Source organism: Streptomyces sp. SAI-127 (assembly GCF_029894425.1).
Classification (GTDB): domain Bacteria; phylum Actinomycetota; class Actinomycetes; order Streptomycetales; family Streptomycetaceae; genus Streptomyces.
The window spans coordinates 2,195,504-2,216,519 of sequence record NZ_JARXYJ010000001.1 but is presented as its reverse complement, the minus strand read 5'-3'; the positions used below and the strand labels follow the sequence as shown (position 1 = coordinate 2,216,519).

At 70.5% G+C, this 21,016-nt stretch carries 12 protein-coding genes and 1 pseudogene; 7 read left to right on the top strand and 6 right to left on the bottom strand.

Annotation, left to right across the window (positions count from 1 at the left end; all coding sequences use genetic code 11):
• Positions 1-4 precede the first annotated feature (4 nt).
• Positions 5-748, top strand: a complete 744-nt coding sequence (locus M2157_RS10405; RefSeq protein WP_280861532.1) for a class I SAM-dependent methyltransferase — start codon at positions 5-7, stop codon at positions 746-748.
• On the opposite strand, the gene M2157_RS10400 is transcribed toward M2157_RS10405, so the two are convergent.
• Together M2157_RS10400 and M2157_RS10395 are read right to left on the bottom strand one after the other, a co-directional pair.
• Complete coding sequence (locus tag M2157_RS10400) at positions 717-1,193, bottom strand: hypothetical protein (protein WP_280865087.1); 477 nt, start codon at positions 1,191-1,193, stop codon at positions 717-719. The genes M2157_RS10405 and M2157_RS10400 overlap by 32 nt on opposite strands.
• Positions 1,190-1,669, bottom strand: coding sequence for a hypothetical protein (locus M2157_RS10395; RefSeq protein WP_280861530.1), 480 nt, complete (start codon positions 1,667-1,669; stop codon positions 1,190-1,192). The genes M2157_RS10400 and M2157_RS10395 overlap by 4 nt, the downstream gene beginning before the upstream one ends.
• Positions 1,670-1,709: 40 nt before the next feature.
• On the opposite strand from M2157_RS10395, the gene M2157_RS10390 reads away from it, so the two are divergent.
• Both M2157_RS10390 and M2157_RS10385 read left to right on the top strand, forming a co-directional pair.
• Positions 1,710-2,660, top strand: a complete 951-nt coding sequence (locus tag M2157_RS10390; RefSeq protein WP_280865086.1) for a YafY family protein — start codon at positions 1,710-1,712, stop codon at positions 2,658-2,660.
• Between the two features lie 44 nt (positions 2,661-2,704).
• On the top strand, positions 2,705-4,576 hold the full coding sequence (locus M2157_RS10385; protein WP_280865085.1) for a rhamnogalacturonan lyase: 1,872 nt from the start codon (positions 2,705-2,707) through the stop codon (positions 4,574-4,576).
• Positions 4,577-4,619: 43 nt separating this feature from the next.
• On the opposite strand, the gene M2157_RS10380 is transcribed toward M2157_RS10385, so the two are convergent.
• Complete coding sequence (locus tag M2157_RS10380) at positions 4,620-7,286, bottom strand: cellulose binding domain-containing protein (RefSeq protein WP_280865084.1); 2,667 nt, start codon at positions 7,284-7,286, stop codon at positions 4,620-4,622.
• A gap of 297 nt (positions 7,287-7,583) precedes the next feature.
• Positions 7,584-10,499: a glycoside hydrolase family 48 protein gene (locus tag M2157_RS10375; protein WP_280865083.1), complete on the bottom strand. Its 2,916-nt coding sequence runs from the start codon at positions 10,497-10,499 to the stop codon at positions 7,584-7,586.
• 252 nt (positions 10,500-10,751) lie between these two features.
• On the opposite strand from M2157_RS10375, the gene M2157_RS10370 reads away from it, so the two are divergent.
• On the top strand, positions 10,752-12,224 hold the full coding sequence (locus M2157_RS10370) for a cellulose binding domain-containing protein (protein ID WP_280865082.1): 1,473 nt from the start codon (positions 10,752-10,754) through the stop codon (positions 12,222-12,224).
• Positions 12,225-12,272: 48 nt separating this feature from the next.
• Complete coding sequence (locus M2157_RS10365) at positions 12,273-13,982, top strand: glycoside hydrolase family 6 protein (RefSeq protein WP_280865081.1); 1,710 nt, start codon at positions 12,273-12,275, stop codon at positions 13,980-13,982.
• Between the two features lie 98 nt (positions 13,983-14,080).
• Here the strand turns inward: M2157_RS10365 and M2157_RS10360 are convergent, their stop codons facing one another.
• Positions 14,081-14,857, bottom strand: coding sequence for a phytanoyl-CoA dioxygenase family protein (locus M2157_RS10360; protein ID WP_280861523.1), 777 nt, complete (start codon positions 14,855-14,857; stop codon positions 14,081-14,083).
• Between the two features lie 148 nt (positions 14,858-15,005).
• Between M2157_RS10360 and M2157_RS10355 the strand changes: the two genes are divergently transcribed.
• On the top strand, positions 15,006-15,890 hold the full coding sequence (locus M2157_RS10355; protein ID WP_280865080.1) for a class I SAM-dependent methyltransferase: 885 nt from the start codon (positions 15,006-15,008) through the stop codon (positions 15,888-15,890).
• Between the two features lie 763 nt (positions 15,891-16,653).
• Here the strand turns inward: M2157_RS10355 and M2157_RS10350 are convergent.
• Positions 16,654-17,118 (bottom strand): annotated as a pseudogene (locus tag M2157_RS10350) (glycosyltransferase family 39 protein); the annotation flags it as partial.
• Positions 17,119-17,472: 354 nt separating this feature from the next.
• Here M2157_RS10350 and M2157_RS10345 point away from each other — a divergent pair.
• Positions 17,473-20,976, top strand: a complete 3,504-nt coding sequence (locus M2157_RS10345; RefSeq protein WP_280865079.1) for a hypothetical protein — start codon at positions 17,473-17,475, stop codon at positions 20,974-20,976.
• Positions 20,977-21,016 lie beyond the last annotated feature (40 nt).

Here is a 21,016-nt window from a genome sequence, read left to right as displayed (position 1 = left end):
GGCCGTGCTCGACTACGACAAGGAGGCCGACGCCTACGACGTCAGCCGCGGCGGCGAGCCCCGGGCCGCCGCGGCCGCGGACGCCGTGCTCGGTCTGGTCCCCGCGCAGACCCGGCGGCTCCTCGACGTGGCCTGCGGCACCGGGATCGTCACCCGCAGGCTCGCCGCCGCCCGGCCCGCGACCCGGGTGTGGGGCGCCGACCTGACGTACGGCATGGCCCGCATGGCCGCCGTACGGCTGCCCGGCGCGGTCGTGCTCGCCGACGGCCGTGCGCTGCCGTTCCCCGACGGGGTGTTCGACGCCGTCACCAGCGTGTGGCTGCTGCACCTCCTCGACCGGCCCGAGGACGTCCGTGCCGTGGTCGCCGAGTGCGCCCGGGTCCTGATATCCGGCGGGGTGTACGTGACCACCGTCGACAAGGCCGCCGCACACGACGTGGGCAGCGACATCGACGCCGTCCTCGCCCCGCGCCCGCGCCGCCCCGCCCCGGACGCGGCACCACTCGTCCAGTCGTACGCCGCCGCCCACCTTCTGACCCCGGCCGGGCAGGCCCGTTTCACGGGCCGGGGTCAGGGCCGCAGCCCCCGGCGTACCGCCGCCGACCTGCGGCGCGGCTGGTTCACCCGGCTGCCGCCCGGCGACCCGCTCACGGAACGGTTCGCCGCCCGCCTGGAGGCGCTGCCCGACCAGGAACTCCCGCGTCCCGACCCGGTGTTCAGCCTCCGGGCGTTCCGGAAGGCCGGCTGAAGTCCATGGTCCAGTTGGTCACCCAGGTCTCCCCGCCGTCGACGGAGAACGCCTGCTCCCAGCGGGCTCCGGCCGCGGACACGTCCGCCCACACGAACCGCACCCGCACGTCCTTCCCGTCGTGCCTGTCGTCGCCGTAGAACTCGCCGCGGCCGCCCTCGAACCGTCCGGTCACCGGCGGGTACAGCTTCCCGCTGCGGCTCGCGGCCCAGTTCAGCGACCACTGCTCGGTCTCGCGGTCGAAGAGCCGCAGCGTGGCCCCCTTCGCTCCGAGGTGCGGCATGTCGATCTCGTCGACGTTCGCGGCCCCGTCGAACAGCGGCCGGCAGCGGCTGGTCGCGGGGAACTCCTCCCACCCGCTGTCCGGGTCGTGGAAGTCGGTGCGGCGGCGGTTCACGACCTTCCAGTCGCCGTGGAAGAAGTCGAAGTCGTGCGGACTGCTCATGCGCGGTCTCCCGTGGTTCCTTCGGGCAGGGAATCGGCCAAGTAGGCGGTCAGGTCAGGGACTTCGGGTGCGAGCAGATGCCGTACCCAGGCGTCCCGTTCGTGCTGGATCGGCGGGAGTTCGAAGACGCAGCCGATCCAGGGCAGGTCCGGAGTGACGAAGTGCGTGGGGTCGGTGTCCGGGCACCGGAGCGCCGGCTGCCCGGCGGCGGCGCCCCGGAAGTGGAGCACGTTGTCCCACACCCAGCTGTAGACGTTGAGGTAGGCGCCGGTGTCCGCGCCCCGGTGCAGGACCGCGAAGGCCGCGGGCGGGGTGCCGTCCGGCTCCGGCAGCAGCTCCGGGAGGATCTCGTACGCCGCCTTCTCGACGTCGGGCGCGATGCCGGCCGGGTCGGCGGTGACGTGGTAGCGCTTGATGTGCCGCCCGGCGACCTCTATCGGTGGTGGCACGGTCAGCAGCTTCTCGGTGAAGGCCATGCGCAGGACGCTAGGCCCACTTCACTGACACCATATGTCAGTGAAGGCCGGCCGACTCGTCTCGATCCTCCTCCTGCTCCAGACCCGGGGCCGGATGACCGCCGCCCAGCTCGCCGAGGAGCTGGAGGTGTCCGTGCGCACGGTCTACCGGGACGTCGAGGCGCTGAGCGCGGCGGGCGTCCCGATGTACGGCGACGCGGGCCACGCCGGTGGCTACCGCCTCCTCGACGGCTACCGCACCCGGCTGACCGGACTCACCCCGGAGGAGGCCGAGGCCCTCTTCCTCGCCGGAGCGCCCGGTCCCGCCGCCGAGCTGGGCCTGGGCTCCGTCCTCGCCGCCGCCCAGCTCAAGGTGCGGGCCGCACTGCCGGAGGAACTGCGGGCCCACGCGGACCGGATCAGCGGGCGCTTCCATCTAGATACGCCCGGGTGGTACGCGCAGGCCGAACCGACGCCGTTTCTTCCGGCGGTGGCGGAGGCGGTGTGGAGCAGCCGGGTGCTCAGTGTCCGGTACCGCCGCTGGGCCGAACCGACCGACGTGGAGCGGCGGTTGGAGCCGTACGGACTGGTGTCGAAGGCGGGCCGCTGGTACGTCGTCGCGGGACCGGGACCGCGCACCTTCCGCGTGGACCAGATCCTCGAACTGGCCTCCTTGGATGAGGAGTTCACCCGCCCCGAAGGGTTCGACCTGGCTGCCTGGTGGACGGCCTATCAGCGGGACTTCCACCACCGGCTGTACCGGGGCGAGGCACTCGTGCGGCTGGCGCCGGGCGTGCGGCTGCCGAGGGCGGCCAACGTCCGTACGGACTCGGAAGGTTGGACCGTCGCCCGGGTTCCCGTCGAGTCTGTCGAGCACGCCCATGGCGAATTCCTGCGCCTCGGCACGGACATCGAAGTACTGGAACCCTCCGAGCTGCGCGAACGGATCGCCCGGACGATCGCCGAACTGGCCGAAAGATACGGCAACTCCGCTTCCCCGTGCGGCGACTGAGTGGGCGGAACCCGTCCGTCCCCACTGCTTCGGAGGTCCACCCCGTGCAGCACCCGCACCCCCACCGCAGACGCCGAGTCCTCCTCTCGGCGACGACCGCCGTCGCGGCTCTCGTGGCCGCCGGTCTGACCGCGCTGTCGCCCGTTACGGCCGAGGCCGCCACCGCCCGCCAGGTCGAGAAACTCGACCGGGGAGTCGTCAGCGTGCACACCAGCAGCGGCAACCTGGTCAGCTGGCGCTGGCTCGGCACCGACCCGAACGACGTGTCCTTCAACGTCTACCGCGCCGGCACGAAGGTCAACTCGACCCCGGTCACCGGCTCCACGAACTACTTCCACTCCGGGGCGCCCGCCGAGGCCGACTACACCGTCCGGGCGATCGTCGGCGGTGTCGAGCAGGCTGACTCGGTCCACGCCGTCCAACTCCGCGGCGGTTACAAGGACGTTCCCATCAGCCCGCCTGCCGGCGGCACGACCCCCGACGGTGTCGCCTACACCTATGAGGCCAACGATGCGTCCGTGGCCGACCTCGACGGGGACGGGGCACTGGACTTCGTCCTCAAGTGGCAGCCGACCAACGCCAAGGACAACTCCCAGTCCGGCTACACCGGCAACACGATCGTCGACGGCGTCAAGCTGGACGGCACCCGGCTGTGGCGGATCGACCTGGGCCGCAACATCCGTTCCGGCGCCCATTACACGCAGTTCCAGGCGTACGACTACGACGGCGACGGCAAGGCCGAGGTCGCCATGAAGACGGCGGACGGCACGGTCGACGGCACGGGCGCGGTGATCGGCAGCGCGTCGGCCGACCACCGCAACTCCAGCGGCTATGTCCTGTCCGGCCCCGAGTACCTGACGATGTTCAACGGCCGGACCGGCAAGGCGATGCAGAGCGTCGACTACGTCCCGGCCCGCGGCACGGTGTCGTCATGGGGCGACTCGTACGGCAACCGGGTCGACCGCTTCCTCGCGGGGACGGCGTACCTGGACGGCGCCCGCCCGTCGCTGATCATGGCCCGCGGCTACTACACCCGTACGGTGATCGCTGCCTGGGACTGGCGAGGAGGCACCTTCACCCGCCGCTGGACCTTCGACACCAACTCCTCGACCAACAGCGGCAAGGGCTACGACGGTCAGGGCTCGCACAGTCTGTCCGTCGGGGACGTCGACAACGACGGCAAGGACGAGATCGTCTACGGGGCGATGGCGGTCGACGACAACGGCAACGGGCTGTGGACCACCAAGACGGGCCACGGCGACGCCCAGCACCTCGGCGACCTCGACCCCTCCCACGCGGGTCTCGAGTACTTCAAGGTCTCGGAGTCGACCTCCCAGCCGGCGGAGCTGTACATCAACCCGGCGAACGGCACGGTGAACTGGAAACTGGCCGCGTGCTGCGACAACGGGCGGGGTGTCGCCGGCGACATCTGGGCCGGCAACGACGGCGCGGAGGTCTGGTCGGCCTCCGACACCTCGGTCCGCGACGAGGCGGGCGCCACGAAGGGCCGCGAGCCGTCCTCGGTGAACTTCCTGTCCTGGTGGGACGGCGACACGGTCCGTGAACTCCTCGACGGCACCCGCATCGACAAGTACGGCACCTCGTCGGACACCCGCCTCCTGACCGGGGCGTCGGTCCACTCCAACAACAGCACCAAGGCGACCCCGTCCCTGTCCGGCGACATCCTGGGCGACTGGCGAGAGGAGGTCGTCTGGCCGACGTCGGCCAACACCGCCCTGCGGATCTACTCGACCCCGCACGAGACGACGACGAAGATCACCACCCTGCTCCACGACACGATGTACCGCACGGGCCTGGCCTGGCAGAACACGGCATACAACCAGCCCCCGCACCCGAGCTTCTTCCTCGGCAACGGAATGGCGACGGCACCGAGGCCGGCGGTGTACACGCCGTGACATGAGCGACAGGGCGGCCGCGGACAGCCGCCCTGTCGTCGGGTCAGGCCACCGTGCAGGCCTGGTCACCCAGCTTGAACGCCGTCGGTTTCCCGTTCGTCCCCGACCAGCTCCCCGTGAAGCCGAACCTCACGGACGAGCCCGCGGCCACGTTGGCGTTCCAGCCGACGTTCTTCGCGGTGACCGTCGAGCCCGACTGGGTGGACTCGGCGTTCCAGGTCTGGGAGATCGTCTGGGCGTTGGGGAAGGTCCAGCCGAGTGACCAGCCGGACCAGGTGCTGGAGCCCGTGTTGCTCAGCTGGACGTCCGCCTGGAAACCGCCCGACCACTGATTGGTGATCTTGTACGTCACCGCGCAGGCGCCCGTCGGGGCCGGATCCGTCGGGTCCGTCGGATCGGTGCCGCCTCCGCCGCCGGCGTCGGACGTGTCGCCGTAGATCACGCCCCGTCCGTTGGTCGAGACGTACACCCGGCCGTACACCCGCGGGTCACCGGTGATGGCCGCGCCGGTCCAGCCCCACTGGTGGGCGTCGTCGTTGATGCGGGTCCAGGTCGCGCCCTTGTCGGTCGAGCGGAAGATGCCGCGGACGCCACCGATCTTCGCACTGGTGTAGAGCGTCTGGTACGACGCCCCCGTGGCCGCCTTCCCGAATCCGATCGCGTCGGCCTGGTCGACGTTCGAGAGCTTCGTCCAGCTCGCGCCGCCGTCCGTGGAGTGCCACAGACCGTACGCCCCGTCGGTGGCCCCGCCCGCGAGCCAGACGTCACCTTTCACGCCGGGCAGTGCCTTGAAGCGCACGCTGTCACCGCTCGGCAGTCCGGTCGCCGCGGACGCCGTGAACGTCGCCCCGCCGTCCGTACTCACGTAGAACTTCCCGGACTTGAAGCCGTAGAAGGTCTTCGCGTCCACCCGGTCCGACTCCACGATCGCCCCGGCCGGGATCCCGCTCGACGCCGACCAGGACGAACCGAAGCCCGTCGTGTACTGCACGCCCGTGCCGTCAGGGCTCCACACGAACCGGCTGCCGTCCGAAGCTGCGGCCACCGTCCCGCCACCGCTGACGCCCGAAGGGTCGGTCCCCGCGAACCAGTTGGCCCCGTTGTCCGTCGAGAACGCGATGTGCGGGCCCGAGTCCAGATTGCCGGACCGTACCACCGTGTTCGCGTTCGTCTCGGCGAAGTCCAGACTCGTGGTCGTGGTGAAGTTCGGGGACGTGAACATCATCGACGGGACCTTGGTGAGGTCCGTGTGCCGAAAGCCGCCGACGTCACCGAGCGCGCTCAGCAGCGGGGCGCCCGAGGGCGGTGAGGCGAGGTCGTTGACCGCCGTCTCCTCCAGGCCCCGCACCATCGGCTTGATGGTGAACTGGCCGCCCGAGTCCCAGTTCGTGAGGTTCTCCGTGCCGTAGACCGTCGCCCCCGTCCCGTACATCATCCGGTTCGAGTCGAACGGGTCGATCTCCAGCGACTCCGTCATCCATCCGAGCTTCGGCGTCTGCTCGGGCGGCGACGGATTCGCCCCCCAGGTCAGCCACGGGGAGGAGGAGACGTCCATGGTGTAGCGGTTCGCGCGGTTGGGGTACGACGTGTAGTCCCACGCCCGCGTCCAGGTCGCCCCGCTGTCCGTGGAGCGGAAGATCTGGGTGTCCGGCCACCAGGAGCTGTAGGCGGTGGCCATGACCGTGCCGGGCTTCTGCCGGTCCACCGTCAGTCCGCTGAAGCCGTAGTAGGTGTCGGCCTCCGCGACCGGGCTGATGTTCGTCCAGGTGCCGGTCGCCGTCGCGTACCGCCACATCTGGCCCTTGCCGCCGTCGTACGGCCCGCCCTTGTCGCTGTAGGAGAGATACAGATAGCCGCCCGCCGCGTCCAGGACACCCTTGTGGGCCAGGTATCCCGTCGGCTGGCCGGCGAGCCGCGTCCAGGTCGCGCCCGCGTCGGTCGACCGGTACACCGAGTTCTGGAGGTCGGCGACCCCGACGTAGACCGTCTTCGTGGCGTTCCCGGAGGTTCCCGTCGACTCGTCGAAGGTCACCCAGACGATGCCCTGGTTGTCGCTCGCGTAGCCGCTGGTGTCGCTCGGATCCTGCTGGTAGTTGCCGACGTTGGGGAAGTTCGCCACCTGCGACCAGCTGACCCCGGAGTCGGTCGACCGCCACAGCCCCTTGCCGCTCGGCGCCCCGAGATACAGCACGCTGTTCTTGTTCGGGTCGACCGCCAGCCGTTCGCCCATGCCCCGCCCCGGCATGTTGCCGCCGAGCTTGAAGGGCAGGTCGGTCTTCTGCCAGCTCGCGCCCCGGTTCGAGGAGCGCATGACGGCGCCGTTCTTCGGGTCCCAGCTGTTGGTGTACGTCCCGACGGCCGCGTACACCTTGTTCGGATCCACGGAGTCGGAGGCCAGGCCGACCACGCCGGTGTGCCCCCAGTCGTCCCAGCCGACCGAGTCGAGCAGCGGCGTCCAGGTCTTCGACGACTCCTGCCAGCGGTAGGCCCCGCCGATGTCGGTGCGGGCGTACGCCAGGTTCTTCTCGGAGCGGTTGAAGACGATCCCGGGGACGAAACCGCCCCCGTCGATGCGGGCGTTCTTCCAGGTGTACGTGTCGGCGGCGAGCGAGACCTTCGCCGTGCCGTCGGCCGCCAGTGCGGGTGGGGTGCCGGCGAGCAGCCCGGCCGCGAGCGCGAGCACGGCCGTGAGGATGCGGGTTCTTCGCACGGGGGGTCCTTTCCGGGAAAGGGGGAGCGGGGGGTAAGCGCTTTCCTTGGAGTGCGAGAGTTGCCGGGCGACCCCCAGTGCGGGAGGGGGCCGCCCGGCCGTTTCGGCCCCGCCGTCCGGTGGCGGAGCCTTATACGCGGAGCCTTCGAGCGGCTCCGGGGAGGGAACGGTGCCTGGTGCGCCCCTTCAGGGGCGCGGGACTGCATCGATTTGCGGCTCCGCCGCGCGAGCGCGACAAGCCACAACGGACCCGCAGTCGACAACGGTCCAACCCGCGGAGCGCTCGGCGGGGGCGGGTTATTCGAGAAGCTCCGCGTACGACCCCATGGCCAGGGCGATGTCCGCCTGGGCCCAGAACCGGTGATAGGTGAACGACGGCACCGCGCCGCCCGCCAGATACGCCTCGATCTTCGACCAGGCCGGGTCGTCCTCGTAGAACGACCGGATGGACTCGAAGGTCGACGACGCGTTGATCGCGTCACCGTTCGGCATGGTCCCGGTCCAGCCGCTCGGGACGTACACCGAGTCGTCGAACCGGTTGTAGTCCGCCCGGTTCTCCGGCACCGCGATCCCCAGGCTGTCCTGGTAGTTGCTCCACATGCCGTCCAGCAGCGCCTTGGCCGTGGAAGCGGCCTGGGTGTCACCACTGCGGTCCGCGTAGTACGTCAGCGTCTTGGCGTACGCCGCGGCCACGCCGACGTCGTTGGTGTAGTCGGCGACGGTGACGTGAAGTCCGCTGTTGGCGCCGGGACTTGACGCGTTCCAGGTGTCGGGCTGGCCCGACCACTGAAGCGTCGACGGGATCTGGTAGGTGCCGTCCGGGTTGATCGTGGTCTTGGACAGCGCCCAGTCGACCCACTTGTCGAGGACCGCCTTGGCCTGCGCGTTCCCCGTCTGCTGGTAGTACTCGGCCACTCGCTCCATCGACCACGCCTGGAAGCCGAACCACTGGTTGGACGGCGGGTCGTGGTAGACGGGCTGCTGGTCGTAGTACATGCCGTAGAACGTCGACTTCCCGGCCGGGGGAGTCGCGTAGCGGCCCGCCCAGCTGTTCGTCGCGCCGCCGGCGATGGCGCCCTCGTCGGACTGCAGCCAGCGGTAGAACTCCAGCTGCCGGGTCAGCGAGGTGTTCCAGTCCGCCGCGCCCGTCGCCGACTTGGGCTTCAGATCGGCGTAGGAGCTCAGCGCGTACGCGGCCATCGGGTTCTGGTAGCCGCCGTGCGCGTGACTGGATCCGATACGCCAGGCCCAGCCCGCCGAGGCGTCGGTGGCGCCGCCCCAGGCGTAGTACCAGGACAGCAGGTACATCGAGGCGTCCTTGCCGGTACCGGCCGCACAGGTGGACGGCCCGACACAGTTGCCGATCTTCTTGAAGTACTTGTCGTACATGGCGTAGCGCAGATAGTCGCCCATCTTCGCGGCCTTGCCCACGGTCGCGGAGACGTCGGAGCCCTTGCCCTGCTCCTTCGCCCACTTGTCGGCCCAGTACGCGGCCTGCACGGCACGCGCGTCGGCGTCCGGGGCGTTGGTGAACTTCCACTGCTTGGCGTAGGAGGCGTCACCGGTGAAGAGGTCCAAGTACCCGTTCTTGCCACCGTACTTGAACTGGTCACAGGTCGGCTGCGGCACCGTCTCCCACACCGACTCCTGCGCACCGCGCTGGAAGGTGTTGATGTACGACGGTCCGGTGTCCGTCGGTCCCGCCTCGCACTTGCCGGGCGAGTTGCCGTAGCCGTAGACGTTGTCGACGTCCTGCAGCCAGTGCATGCCGTAGATGTCGTCCGTGCCGTACGCGCTCTTCAGCTCACCGGCGATCGGATCCGAACCCACCGACACCCCGGTGTCCAGCTTCGCCGGGTACTCGTTCGGGGTGTCCAACTCGGGCGCGTAGGTCGCCGGCTTGGAGGCGTTGTAGAAGGAGTTGGTCGGCTGGTCGGCGTGCGTGGGGATCATGTACTTCTCCATGATGTCCCAGGCGCCGTTGAACTTGGACCAGTCGCCCGTCACCTTGCCGTACATCGCCTGGAGCCACAGGAGGTAGCTGTACGCCTCCGAGGTGGTCTCGTGGCCGTGGTCCGGCGCCTCGACGATCAGCGTCTCGACCGAGTGGTACGGGATGCCCTCGGGGGAGAAGTAGCCGTTCGCCGGGTTGGTGATCTTGCCGTACAGATCCAGGAAGCGGGCGTTGTAGGTGCCCGTCGCCGCGATCTGGGTGACCGTCACCGAGGCCTTGGCGTGGCCGGTCGCCGTCGACTCGAAGGTCGCCGCGCCGGTGCCGGAGGCGTTGCCGGTGATGGTCACCGTCTGCGCGGTGTTCCAGTTCGACGGGGTGAAGGTGAGCGAGGCCCCGCCGGTCACCGTAAGACCCGCGTTGCCGCCGGTGCGGGCGGTCGTGACGGTCACGTTGGCCGAGGGCTGCGTGGACAGCTTCACGGTGTAGGTGCCCGTCTTGCCCTGCTGGACGGCGAGTTGGGTGGCCGAGGCGACGACCGCGGGACCCGAGGCGACCGTGATGCCGACCGGCGTCGACTCCCCGGAAGCGCCCAGGCTGTCGTACGCCTTCGCGAGCAGCGAATGACTGCCCACGGTCAAACTTGAGACCGAGAGCGAGTACGGCGAGGTCGTGTCGGTGCCCAGCAGCGTGGTGTTGTCGTAGAACTCCACCTTGCTGATGGTCGCGTTGTCCGCGGCGGCGGCCGTCGCGGCGAGCGGGACCGCGTTGCCCTGGGTGTAGACCGCGCCCGCGGCCGGGCTGGTCAGCACGGTGATCGGCGGCTGGTGGGCGCCGGTGCACGAGGTGCCGTTGATCGCGAAGTTCGTCGGAGCCGCGTTGGCGCCGCTGTAGCTGAACTGCGCGCCGGTGGTGACGGCGGAGCCCGCGGCGATGTTCGCGTTGTACGTGGCGCTGTTGACCGTGACCGTCTGGCCGGTCTGGGACCAGGTCCCGTTCCAGCCGTTGCTCAGCTTCTGGTTGCCCGCGTAGCTGTACGTCAGGGTCCAGCCGTTGATGGCGTCCGTGCCGCGGTTGGTGATCGTCAGATCCGCGGTGAAACCGGAGCCCCAGTCATTGGTCTTGTAGTCGACACTGCACTGAACTGCAGCTGCTTGTGCGGGAGTTGAAGCCGCACTCAGCATCGCGAACGGCAGTGCCATGGCCGCCACGACAGCGGTCCACAATCGCCGGACGGCCCGGCGTCTCCTGGTGGGGGGCATTGCTGGTTCCTCCTTGTGCGGCTCGGAGAAGTCAAGGCTTGAACCAGTGGGAGCGCTCCCATAGTGGAGACGGGCATTCAAGGGGTCAAGGCTCGTGAAGAGTCGAAAAGATTCGATGAACGGGACTGAGGGAAAGTCAAGTGACCCCTCTGTTCTTTGCCGTCACTTGGCGCTACCTTCCTTGACACCAGTGGGAGCGATTCCATCAGTCGACGCGTCCGTAACGGCGCGCTGATCTGCAAGGAGTCGCTCATGCGACACCCCCCGCGTTCAGTACTTGCAGCCGTTGCCGGCGCGGCCGCCCTCATCGGGTCCGTGACGGTTCCGGTGGTCACGGCGTCCGGCGCCGCCCCTGCCTGCTCGGTGGAGTACTCCGTCACCAGCCAGTGGGACAGCGGCTTCCAGGGTGCCGTGAGGATCACCAACAACACGGCCGCCATGAGTGGTTGGAGCCTCGCCTTCGACTTCGCCGGCGGCCAGAAGCTCACCCAGGGCTGGAACGCGAAATGGTCCCAGTCCGGTACGACGGTCACCGCGGCCAGTGAGAGCTACAACGGCTCTTTGGCCACCGGAGCGAGCGTCAGCGCCGGATTCATCGCGTCCTGGCCGGAGAGCAACGCCGTTCCGACCTCGTTCAAGCTCAACGGCACCAGCTGCAACACGGCTGCCGAGCCCTCGCCCACGCCGGAACCGACGGATCCCGCGGAAGACGGACCCCCCGTCCTCCGCGTGTCGGGCAACAAGCTCGTGGACGCCGGCGGCGCGACCCGCCGTCTGCTCGGCGTGAACCGGTCCGGCGGCGAGTTCATGTGCGTCCAGGGCAGCGGCATCTTCGACGGCCCGGTCGACGACGCCTCGGTGAAGGCGATCGCCGGCTGGAAAGCGAACACGGTCCGCATCCCTCTCAACGAGGAGTGCTGGCTGGGCCTGTCCACCATCGACCCGGCCTACGCCGGGGCGAACTACATCAACGCCGTCAAGGACCTGGTTGCCAAGGTCAAGGCCCACGGCATGACACCCGTGGTCGAACTGCACTGGACCCACGGGCAGTACACCGGCAACTCCGCCGGCTGCTCCGACGTGCACGCCAGTTGCCAGAAACCGATGCCCGACATGCAGTACACGCCCTCCTTCTGGGCCTCGGTGGCCAACACCTTCAAGAACGACCGCACCGTCGTCTTCGACCTGTTCAACGAGCCCTACCCGGACCGAGCCACCTCCACGACCACCCAGGCGTGGCAGTGCTGGCGGGACGGCGGCAGCTGCCCGGGCATCGGGTACGAGGTCGCCGGTATGCAGGATCTCGTCGACAGCGTCCGGGGCACCGGCGCGACCAACCTGATCCTGGCCGGAGGGATCGCCTACTCCAACGACCTCAGCCAGTGGCTGACGTACAAACCGGCCGACCCGGCGGGCAATCTCGCCGCCGCCTGGCACGTGTACAACTTCAACACCTGCGCCAACGAGAGCTGCTGGAACTCCACGCTCGCCCCGGTGGCCGCCCAAGTCCCCCTCGTGGCGGGGGAGATCGGCGAGAACACCTGCGCGCACGGATTCGTCGACCAGGTCATGAAGTGGTTCGACGACCGCGGTCTGTCCTACCTCGGCTGGACCTGGAACACCTGGGACTGCTCCTCCGGACCGTCCCTGATCAGCAGCTACGACGGCACACCCACAGCGTTCGGCACCGGGCTGCGTGACCATCTGCGCGCCCTGAACGGATAGCACCCGCCCAACGGACAACATCCGCGAACGAGAAGGAAACCCGCACTCATGAGTCGTACGAGAACAGCGCTCCTCGCTGCCCTGGCGCTGGTCGCCGGGGCCTCCGGGACCGCGCTAGCCGTGGCCCCCGTTGACGCAGGCATCGCCGCCGTCCCCTGCACCGTGGACTACAAGGTGCAGAACCAGTGGGACACCGGCTTCACCGCCGCCGTCACCGTCACCAACAACACCACGGCCAAGTCGAGTTGGTCGCTGAAGTGGGCGTACGCCGGAAACCAGAAGGTCACCAGCGGCTGGAACGCCAAGATCAGCCAGAGCGGGACGGCCGTCACCGCGGCGAACGAGTCCTACAACGGCACGCTCGCCACCGGCGGTTCGGTCAGCTTCGGCTTCCAGGGCACCTACAGCGGCACCAACGCCGTCCCGGCCACCTTCACCCTCGACGGTGTGACCTGCAACGTCGACGGCGGCACCGGTCCGACGGACCCGCCGGACCCCGGGGGCGGCACCAAGGTCGACAACCCGTACTCCGGCGCCAAGGTGTACGTGAACCCCGAGTGGTCCGCGAAGGCCGCCGCGGAGCCGGGCGGCAGCCGGATCTCCAACCAGCCCACCGGTGTGTGGCTGGACCGGATCGCCGCCATCAACGGCGTCAACGGCGGGATGGGACTGCGCGCCCACCTCGACAAGGCCCTGGAGCAGAAGGGCAGCGGCGAACTCGTCGTCCAGCTGGTCATCTACAACCTGCCCGGCCGCGACTGCGCGGCGCTCGCCTCCAACGGCGAACTCGGTGCCACGGAGATCGACAAGTACAAGACGCAGTACATCGACCCGATCGCGGCGATCCTCGCCGACCCCAAGTACGCCTCGCTGCGGATCGTCAACACGATCGAGATCGACTCGCTGCCCAACCTCGTCACCAACGTCTCGCCGCGGGCCACCGCCACCGCCAACTGCGACACCATGAAGGCCAACGGCAACTACATCAAGGGCGTCGGCTACGCGCTGAACAAGCTCGGTGACGCCCCCAACGTCTACAACTACGTGGACGCCGGACACCACGGCTGGATCGGCTGGGACGACAACTTCTCGGCGAGCGTCCAGACCATCAAGCAGGCGGCGACCGCCGAGGGCGCCACCGTGAACGACGTGCAGGGCTTCATCACCAACACCGCCAACTACAGCGCCCTGAAGGAGCAGTACTTCACCATCAACGACTCCGTGGGCGGCAAGTCCGTGCGCGAGTCGAAGTGGGTGGACTGGAACCGGTACACCGACGAGCTCTCCTTCGCCCAGGCCTTCCGCCAGGAGGCCGTGAACCAGGGCTTCGCCTCGGGCGTCGGCATGCTGATCGACACCTCCCGCAACGGCTGGGGCGGAACCGCCCGGCCCACCGGCCCCGGCGCCACGACGGACGTGGACACCTACGTCAACGGCGGCCGCATCGACCGGCGCATCCATGTCGGCAACTGGTGCAACCAGTCGGGGGCCGGTCTCGGTGAGCGTCCGCAGGCCAGTCCGGCTGCCGGGATCGACGCCTACGTGTGGATCAAGCCTCCGGGTGAGTCCGACGGGTCCAGCTCCGCGATCGCGAACGACGAGGGCAAGGGCTTCGACCGGATGTGCGACCCGACGTACACCGGCAACCCGCGGAACAACAACAACATGTCCGGTGCGCTGCCGAACGCTCCGCTGTCGGGGCACTGGTTCTCGGCGCAGTTCCAGCAGTTGATGCAGAACGCGTATCCGGCGCTCTGAGGAAATGCGGGGTGCTGTGCGATGTCGGCTGCGGGTTCGTCGTGGCTGGTCGCGCAGTTTCCCCGCGCCCCTAAAAGAATCACGCCGCCGGGGTCTGGTCAGTTCTCTTGGGCCAGGCCCCGGCGGATTGCGAACTCCACCGCTGAATAGTCGCCGTCGGTTCTGCTCAACTCGTACGGCACCGCCGGGAGCAGGGGCGGCTGCGCCATGAAACGGGGGCTGGTGCCGTGGTGGGGCTGGGCCGCGTGGACCAGGAAGGGGTGGCAGAGGTAGACGTCCCCCGGGCTGCCGGTGGCGTGGGCGAGCGGGCGGTGTGCCGAGGCCTCGTCCACCTTCGGACCCAACTCAAGGAAGGAGGCGCCCTGTTCGCCGTACGGCTCCAGGACCGGCGGTACGTCGAGATGGGAGCCGATTCTGATGCGGGTCGGGGCGTCGGTCTCGGTGACCTCGCTGAACAGGAACAGCATCAGCAGGGCGCGGTCCCTGGAGCGCAGGTTGGTGTGGTACATGCCGGCGGGCGCGTCCTCGGGGAGGTAGCTTCCCTCAATGTGCCAGCCCGCGTCGTCCGGTTCCTCCGCGTGCGGAAACCGCAAGGGGAAAGTGCCCAGTGAGTAGCGGGGCTGCCAGCGGTTCTCGCCCACCAGCAGGTCGAACGCCTCGTGCAGCACCGGAGAGTTGGCGGCCGCCGCGAACGGGCCCTGTGCCATTCCGGCCACCCACACCACCGGATCCTTCCAGGAGGCCGGGTCCTCGGGGTCGTAGCCCGTCTCCCGCCACAGCAGCGACGCGCAGTGCTGGGCGACGCGTGGCGGGAAGGCGCCCTCGATCTTCACGAAACCGTCTTCGAGGAAACGCTCCACCAGTTCGTCGTCCATGGGGTCATCGTGGGGGAGCGGCCGGGGTGGGCGCATCCCATTTTCTTTGCGTCCGCTTTGCCGTGTTTTTTGCTGTCGTGGCAACATCGCTGGCCTCTTCGCGGTGCGTCGGCGCACGCTGGCCGCATCCCGAGGAGAGGCTGGCACCATGGCGCACGATCACGACACCCACGGTCACCCCCACCACGACCACAGCGACATCGACTGGTCCGGGATGGCCGAGCACCTGGAGACCCAGGCGGAACTGTTCACGCCCCTGTACGAGCGGGCGCTGGCCTGGCTCGGGCACAAGCAGACCGAGCCGGGGCTGATCGTCGACGCGGGCAGTGGGCCCGGGGTGCTGTCCTGTCTGCTCGCCGAGGCGTTTCCGGGGGCCCGGGTGGTCGCCGTCGACGGGGCCGAACCGCTGCTTGAGCGGGCCCGGGCCCGGGCAGCGCGGCTCGGTGTCGCCGACCGCTTCGGGACTCTCGTCGGTGAACTGCCCGCGATCCTCGACGACTTGGACTACCCCGTCGACCTCCTCTGGGCCAGTCGGAGCCTGCACCACCTCGGGGACCAGCGGGCCGGGATCGCCGCGTTCGCCGCACGCCTGGCGCGGGGTGGCACGTTGGCGCTGATGGAGGGCGGGCTGCCCGCGCGTTTCCTGCCCCGGGACATCGGGATCGGCCGGCCGGGGCTCCAGGCGCGGCTCGACGCGCTGGAGGAGGAGCGGTTCGCGCAGATGCGGGCGGGGTTGGCCGACTCCGTCGCCGAGGTCGAGGACTGGCCCGCGCTGATGGCTTCCGCCGGGCTGCGGCACACCGGTACGCGCAGCTTCATGCTGGATCTTCCGGCGCCGACGACCGATCGGGCCCGTGCGTACATCGCCGCGTCGCTCGGGTGGCTGGAAGGATTTGCCGAGCATCTGGATGCGGACGACCGTGACACGCTCGACCGGCTGCTCGATCCTGAGGACGCGGCGAGTGTGCATCGGCGCGCGGACGTGTTCGTGTTGGCGGTGCACACGGTGCACACGGCTGTGCGGACCGGTTGAGGTACTCCGTGATCAATGCGCCCCTCACGTGCCGGACACGGAAGGGCACGAAGTGATCGGCCAGCACCCGCCGTTTCATCTCCTCCCGCGGTGTCCCGTCCAGCGGCTGCCCTGCCGGATCCCCTACGGCGACGATCCGTTCCGTCGCCAGCATGCGGGCGCGGATCACTGGGGCAGGGGCCTCCGTGCCGTACAGGGTTCCCGACGCCGCCGGGCCGCGTTCCAGGGCCAGGTCGCGCAGCCGCCGTACCGAGTCCGGGTCGGCCAGTGACCACACCCGGCGGCGGGACGGCATGTAGACGACACCCTCGGCGTGTGCGGTGCTCATCGCTCGGGCGATCGCTGAGGCGTCGTCGGTGCGGCTCTCCGGGGTGCGCAACGGGAGGGTGACCGGTAGCAGGGCGAGCACGGCCGCGGCCATGGCGAGGGTCCGGGTACGGCCCAGCCGGTCGAGGGCCGCGCCGATCAGGAGGGCCGTGCCCGCGTGGCCGTAGAGGACATAGCGGTCGACGTAGAGCGGTTTCAACGGGGTCAGGACGATCAGTGTGAGCGCGGGCAGGATCGCCAGCGGGAGGGCCAGCCGGGGCACGGGGCCGCGTCGGAGCGGGGCGGCGCAGGTCAGAGCCAGTGCGCTCACTCCGGCGAAGCCCAGCAGCGCACCCGTTCCCAGGCCGCCGATCCACGACACCTGGTCCGACTGGCGCATGCTCAGCGCGGACAGGGGAGCCAGGCCGGTGCAGACCGCGAGAGCGACGCGGACGGCGGGGCGGCGGGCCGAGCGCGGTAGCGCCGGCAGGTGCGCGGGCAGGGCCAGGACGGCGAACTCGTGCAGCAGACAGGCGGTGAGCAGGACCGCGCCGTAGGCCGCCCAGGCTCCGGGTGTACGGCGGTCCGCGGCCCGCACCAGCAGGTATGTCGCCCCGACGATCAGCGCGCAGACGAGCGCGTACGAACGGCCCTCCTGCGCGTACCGCTGTACCGGCGGGAGCACGGCGAAGGTGATCCCGGACAGCAGCCCCGCGCGCGGTCCGGCGAGGCGCCGGCCCAGCAGCGCCAGCATTCCGGCCGCCGCCGCGGTCGCCAGAACCGAGGGCAGGCGCAGCACGAGCAGGGGGTCCATGTCGCCGCACAGACGGAACAGGGCGTGGATGAGCAGGTAGTACAGGCCGTGCACCGCGTCGGCGTGCCCCAGCGTGGTCCACAGGTCGGGCAGGGAGCGCCTTGCCATGTCGTACGTCACCACCTCGTCCCGCCAGATGCTGCCGCCGCGCCGGATGCCCCACAGGCCGAGGGCGAGGGAGAGGGCGGCGGGGACGAGCGCGAACCAGGGCCGCCCGGCGGAGGGCGCGGTCCTGGACGCCGCGCCCGGCAACCGAACCGGCCGTCGCAGAGGTCCTGGTGAGTGTGTGGTGGCGATGACTGACTCCGGTGCGTGGCGGGAGCTCGGGGCCCGGTGAGTGGGCGTGCACCGACGAGTTCAGAGGCTGGAGGATTGTTGGGCAGCCCCGAATCGGCGGGCCAATCAATTCGCGGGGGCGGCTGCCGACGTGCGGGACTGCTGTGGGCGAAGGGGGAGACGCACATGGGGCGCCGGGAGAAGCCGCTCGATCCGGGGGCGGGGGCCGTGCAGCGGTTCGCGTTCGAGATGCGCAAGCTGCGCGACGAGGCGGGCACCCCGACCTACCGCGCCATGGCGGACCGGGCCGGGTATTCGGCACCCACACTCTCCGCCGCCGCGGCCGGTGAACGGCTGCCGACCCTGCCGGTGCTCCTCGCGTATGTCGCCGCGTGCGACGGTGATGCGGGGGAGTGGGAGCGACGGTGGCGGGAGGCGGCCGCCGAGTCGGCCGATGCGCGTGCGGTCGGCGACGCCGAGGAGGACGACAGCCCCTATCCGGGACTCGCCCGTTTCGAGACGGCGGACGGAGAGCACTTCCACGGGCGCGACGACCTGATCGCCGAACTCGTCGGACTCACCACCGGCAAGAGGTTCGTGGCGGTGGTCGGGGCGAGCGGCAGCGGCAAGTCCTCACTGCTGCGGGCGGGGTTGATACCGGCGCTGCGGGATCCCTCGGCCGGGAGGGGCACGGACCTCGCCGCCATCCGTCTGCTCACCCCCGGCGCCCGTCCCGTCCGCACCCACGAGGCCCTCTTCACCCCGCACGACGGTCCTGGCGACACCCTCCTCGTCGTCGACCAGTTCGAGGAGGTCTTCACGCTCGGTGCCGATCCCGAGGAACACACCCGGTTCCTCGGGGAGTTGCTCGCGGCCGTCGATCCGGCGTCACGTTTGCGCGTGGTGATCGCCGTGCGGGCCGACTTCTACGGCCGGTGCGCCGAACACGGGCCGCTCGCCGAGGCGTTGCGGGACTCCACGCTGCTCGTCGGACCAATGCCGCCGGCGGCGCTGCGGGAGGCCGTGGTGCGCCCCGCCGCCGCTCAACGGCTGGTCGTGGAACGGGCGTTGACCGCGCGGATCGTCGCGGACGTGGCCGGTGAACCGGGCGGGCTGCCGCTGATGGCCCACGCGTTGCGCGAGGTCTGGCGCCGACGCACCGGCAAGACGCTCACCCTCGCCGCCTACGAAGCCGTCGGAGGCGTCCGCGGCGCCGTCGCGCACACCGCGGAGGCCGTGCACGCCCGGTGCGCCCCCGCCGAGGCCGTCGCGCTGCGCCGCCTGCTGCTGCGCCTGGTGAACCCCGGCGACGGCACCGCGGACACCCGGCGACCCGTGGACCGCGCGGAACTCGGGGCGGACGGGACCACGGCCCGTGTCCTGGAGCAGCTCGTGCGCAGCCGGCTGCTGACGGTCGACGGCACCACCGTCGACCTCGCCCACGAGGCCGTCCTCGGTGCCTGGCCACGGCTGCGAGGCTGGCTGGCCGAGGACCGCGAACGGCTGCGTCTGCACCGCGCGCTCACCGATGCCGCCCACACCTGGGACGCGTTGGGGCAGGACCCGGGCGCGCTGTACCGGGGGACGCGGCTGACACAGGCCCGCGAGACCTTCGGCGACGAAGGGCGCGAAGGCGGCGGCGGTGACGGTGGTGATGGCGGTGACGATGGTGGCCGCGGTGACGATGGTGGCCGCGGTGACGATGGTGACGGCGGTGACGATGGTGGCCGCGGTGAACTGAACCGGCTCGAGCGGGACTTCCTGGCCGCGAGCGTCGAGGCGTACGAACGAGGCCGCCGTGCGGCGACCCGCGCCGCCCGCCGACTGCGCGCCCTGACCGGTGCGCTCGCCGTGCTGCTGATCCTGGCCGTGGTCGCGGGCGCGGCCGCCTGGCGGCAGAGCGGGGTCAGTGCCCGGCAGCGCGACGAGGCGGAGGCCCGCCGGGCCGCGGCCCTGGTGGAGACCCTGCGCGAGGGCGACCCTCGCACCGCGATGCGTCTGGCCCTGGCCGCCTGGCGGACCGCCGATCTGCCCGAGACCCGCGAGGCGCTGCGCACGGCCGTCGCACAGAGCGAGCGGGACGTGTTCACCGAGCCGGAGGAGGGGGACGCGCGGGCCATGGACGCGCCCTCCTGGCTCAGCCGCAACGGGCGGATCCTGTCGACGGTGGTGCGTGACAAGGTCGTCCAGTGGGACGTGCCCACGCACCGCCGGCTCCGGTCCGTCAGGCTCCCGGGGCTGTCCGAGGGCGTGACCGACGTCAGCGAGGACGGGCGCTTCGTCGCCTATATGTCTTTCGACGGCACCGGCCTGCGGGTCGGCGGGCTCACGGACGGCAGGACGTACCGGCTGCCGATCGGCTCCTGGCGGGACGTCGACGTGCGGTTCGCCGCGGACGGGCGCACCCTGCTCGTACGGCGTCTCGTCCACGGCGCGACCGACTCGCGGGCCACGCTGGAGGTGTGGGACGTGGCGCGGCAGCGGGTGCGGTTCAGGTACGAACGGGGCAGTGGTGACGGCGCGTTGCCCGCCCGGAGCCCCGACGGCCGCTACCTCGCCTGGTGCACGGACTTCGGCGGGCAGCTGCGCGTCCTCGACACCGGCGAGCCGCGCCCCGTCGCCACCACGGTCCCGGCCGCGACCGGACGGGCCGTGTGCCGGGGCGACGAGCTCACCTTCACCGCCGACAGCCGGGCCGTTGCGAGCGTCACCACCGGCGGTGTCGTCACCTGGGACGTCCGCGCCGGACGGGAACGGCCCCGGCTGCCCCTGGCCGGTGGCGGATACAGCGTGGAGTTCGCCGGTGACTACGCGCTGACCTGGACCCTGGGTTCCATCGCCCTGTGGCGCCCCGACCTGCCCGACCCCGCGGACGACAGCGCGCGCGAGCCGCTGCTCACCTTCCCCGTCGACTCGTCGGCGGTGGGCGACCTGCGTCTGGACCTCGACGCGGGCGTGCTGCGCTACCGGGAACAGGGCCGGACCAGTTCGGTGCACACTCTCTCGCTCCAGGGACTGACCGGCACCGCCTGGCGGGACCGGGCGGCGCGGACCGCCGCGTTCGACAGCCGTGGCCGGCCGGTGCGGGCGCGGAAGGCCCCGGTGGTCGACCAGCGGGACACCGTCACCGCGGACCCGACCGGCCGCACCGCGCTGACCTCGGAGGGCACGCTCGTCAGCGTCTCGACGGGCAAGCGGCTCAAGGGAGTCAGGGGAGTGGAGGGCGAGGACTACCTCACCGCAGGCGCCTTCAGTCCCGACGGTCGGTACCTCGCCGCCGCCGACGTCCGCGGCCGCCTCACCCTGTGGGACGCGCACAGCTGGCGCAGGCTGGCCGTGCTGAGGAGCGGCGGCTCCAACCGCCATGATCCGGCGCTCGGTTTTTCCGCCGACGGTGCCCTGGTGGCCGCGAGCGATGCCGACGGAGTGGTGAACGTCTGGGAGACGGCCACGCCCGCTCTGCCCGCCGCCTCCCTGCCCGCGGGGGACTCCCCGGTGCTCGCCCTCGGATTCACCCGGGACGGCGGAGAGTTGCACATCGCCACACCCCATCTGGCCGACCGGGCCCTCCCGTCGGCCCCGGAGCGGGCCGCGCGGAGTGTGTGCGCCCGGGTGTCGACAGGCCTCACCGAGGCGGAGTGGCGGCGCTACTTCCCGTCGGCCGACCACCGCCGAACCTGCGGCACTTGACTTCGAGAACGCTTCAACTGATGTACTCCCTGCCATCCAC

Bases quoted from the DNA above. Each gene is read 5' to 3' on its own strand.
- M2157_RS10395 (WP_280861530.1), bottom strand. From the start codon at position 1,669: ATGGCCTTCACCGAGAAGCTGCTGACCGTGCCACCACCGATAGAGGTC.
- M2157_RS10345 (WP_280865079.1), top strand. From the start codon at position 17,473: ATGGGGCGCCGGGAGAAGCCGCTCGATCCGGGGGCGGGGGCCGTGCAG.
- M2157_RS10355 (WP_280865080.1), top strand. From the start codon at position 15,006: ATGGCGCACGATCACGACACCCACGGTCACCCCCACCACGACCACAGC.
- M2157_RS10400 (WP_280865087.1), bottom strand. From the start codon at position 1,193: ATGAGCAGTCCGCACGACTTCGACTTCTTCCACGGCGACTGGAAGGTC.
- M2157_RS10375 (WP_280865083.1), bottom strand. From the start codon at position 10,499: ATGCCCCCCACCAGGAGACGCCGGGCCGTCCGGCGATTGTGGACCGCT.
- M2157_RS10365 (WP_280865081.1), top strand. From the start codon at position 12,273: ATGAGTCGTACGAGAACAGCGCTCCTCGCTGCCCTGGCGCTGGTCGCC.
- M2157_RS10370 (WP_280865082.1), top strand. From the start codon at position 10,752: ATGCGACACCCCCCGCGTTCAGTACTTGCAGCCGTTGCCGGCGCGGCC.
- M2157_RS10360 (WP_280861523.1), bottom strand. From the start codon at position 14,857: ATGGACGACGAACTGGTGGAGCGTTTCCTCGAAGACGGTTTCGTGAAG.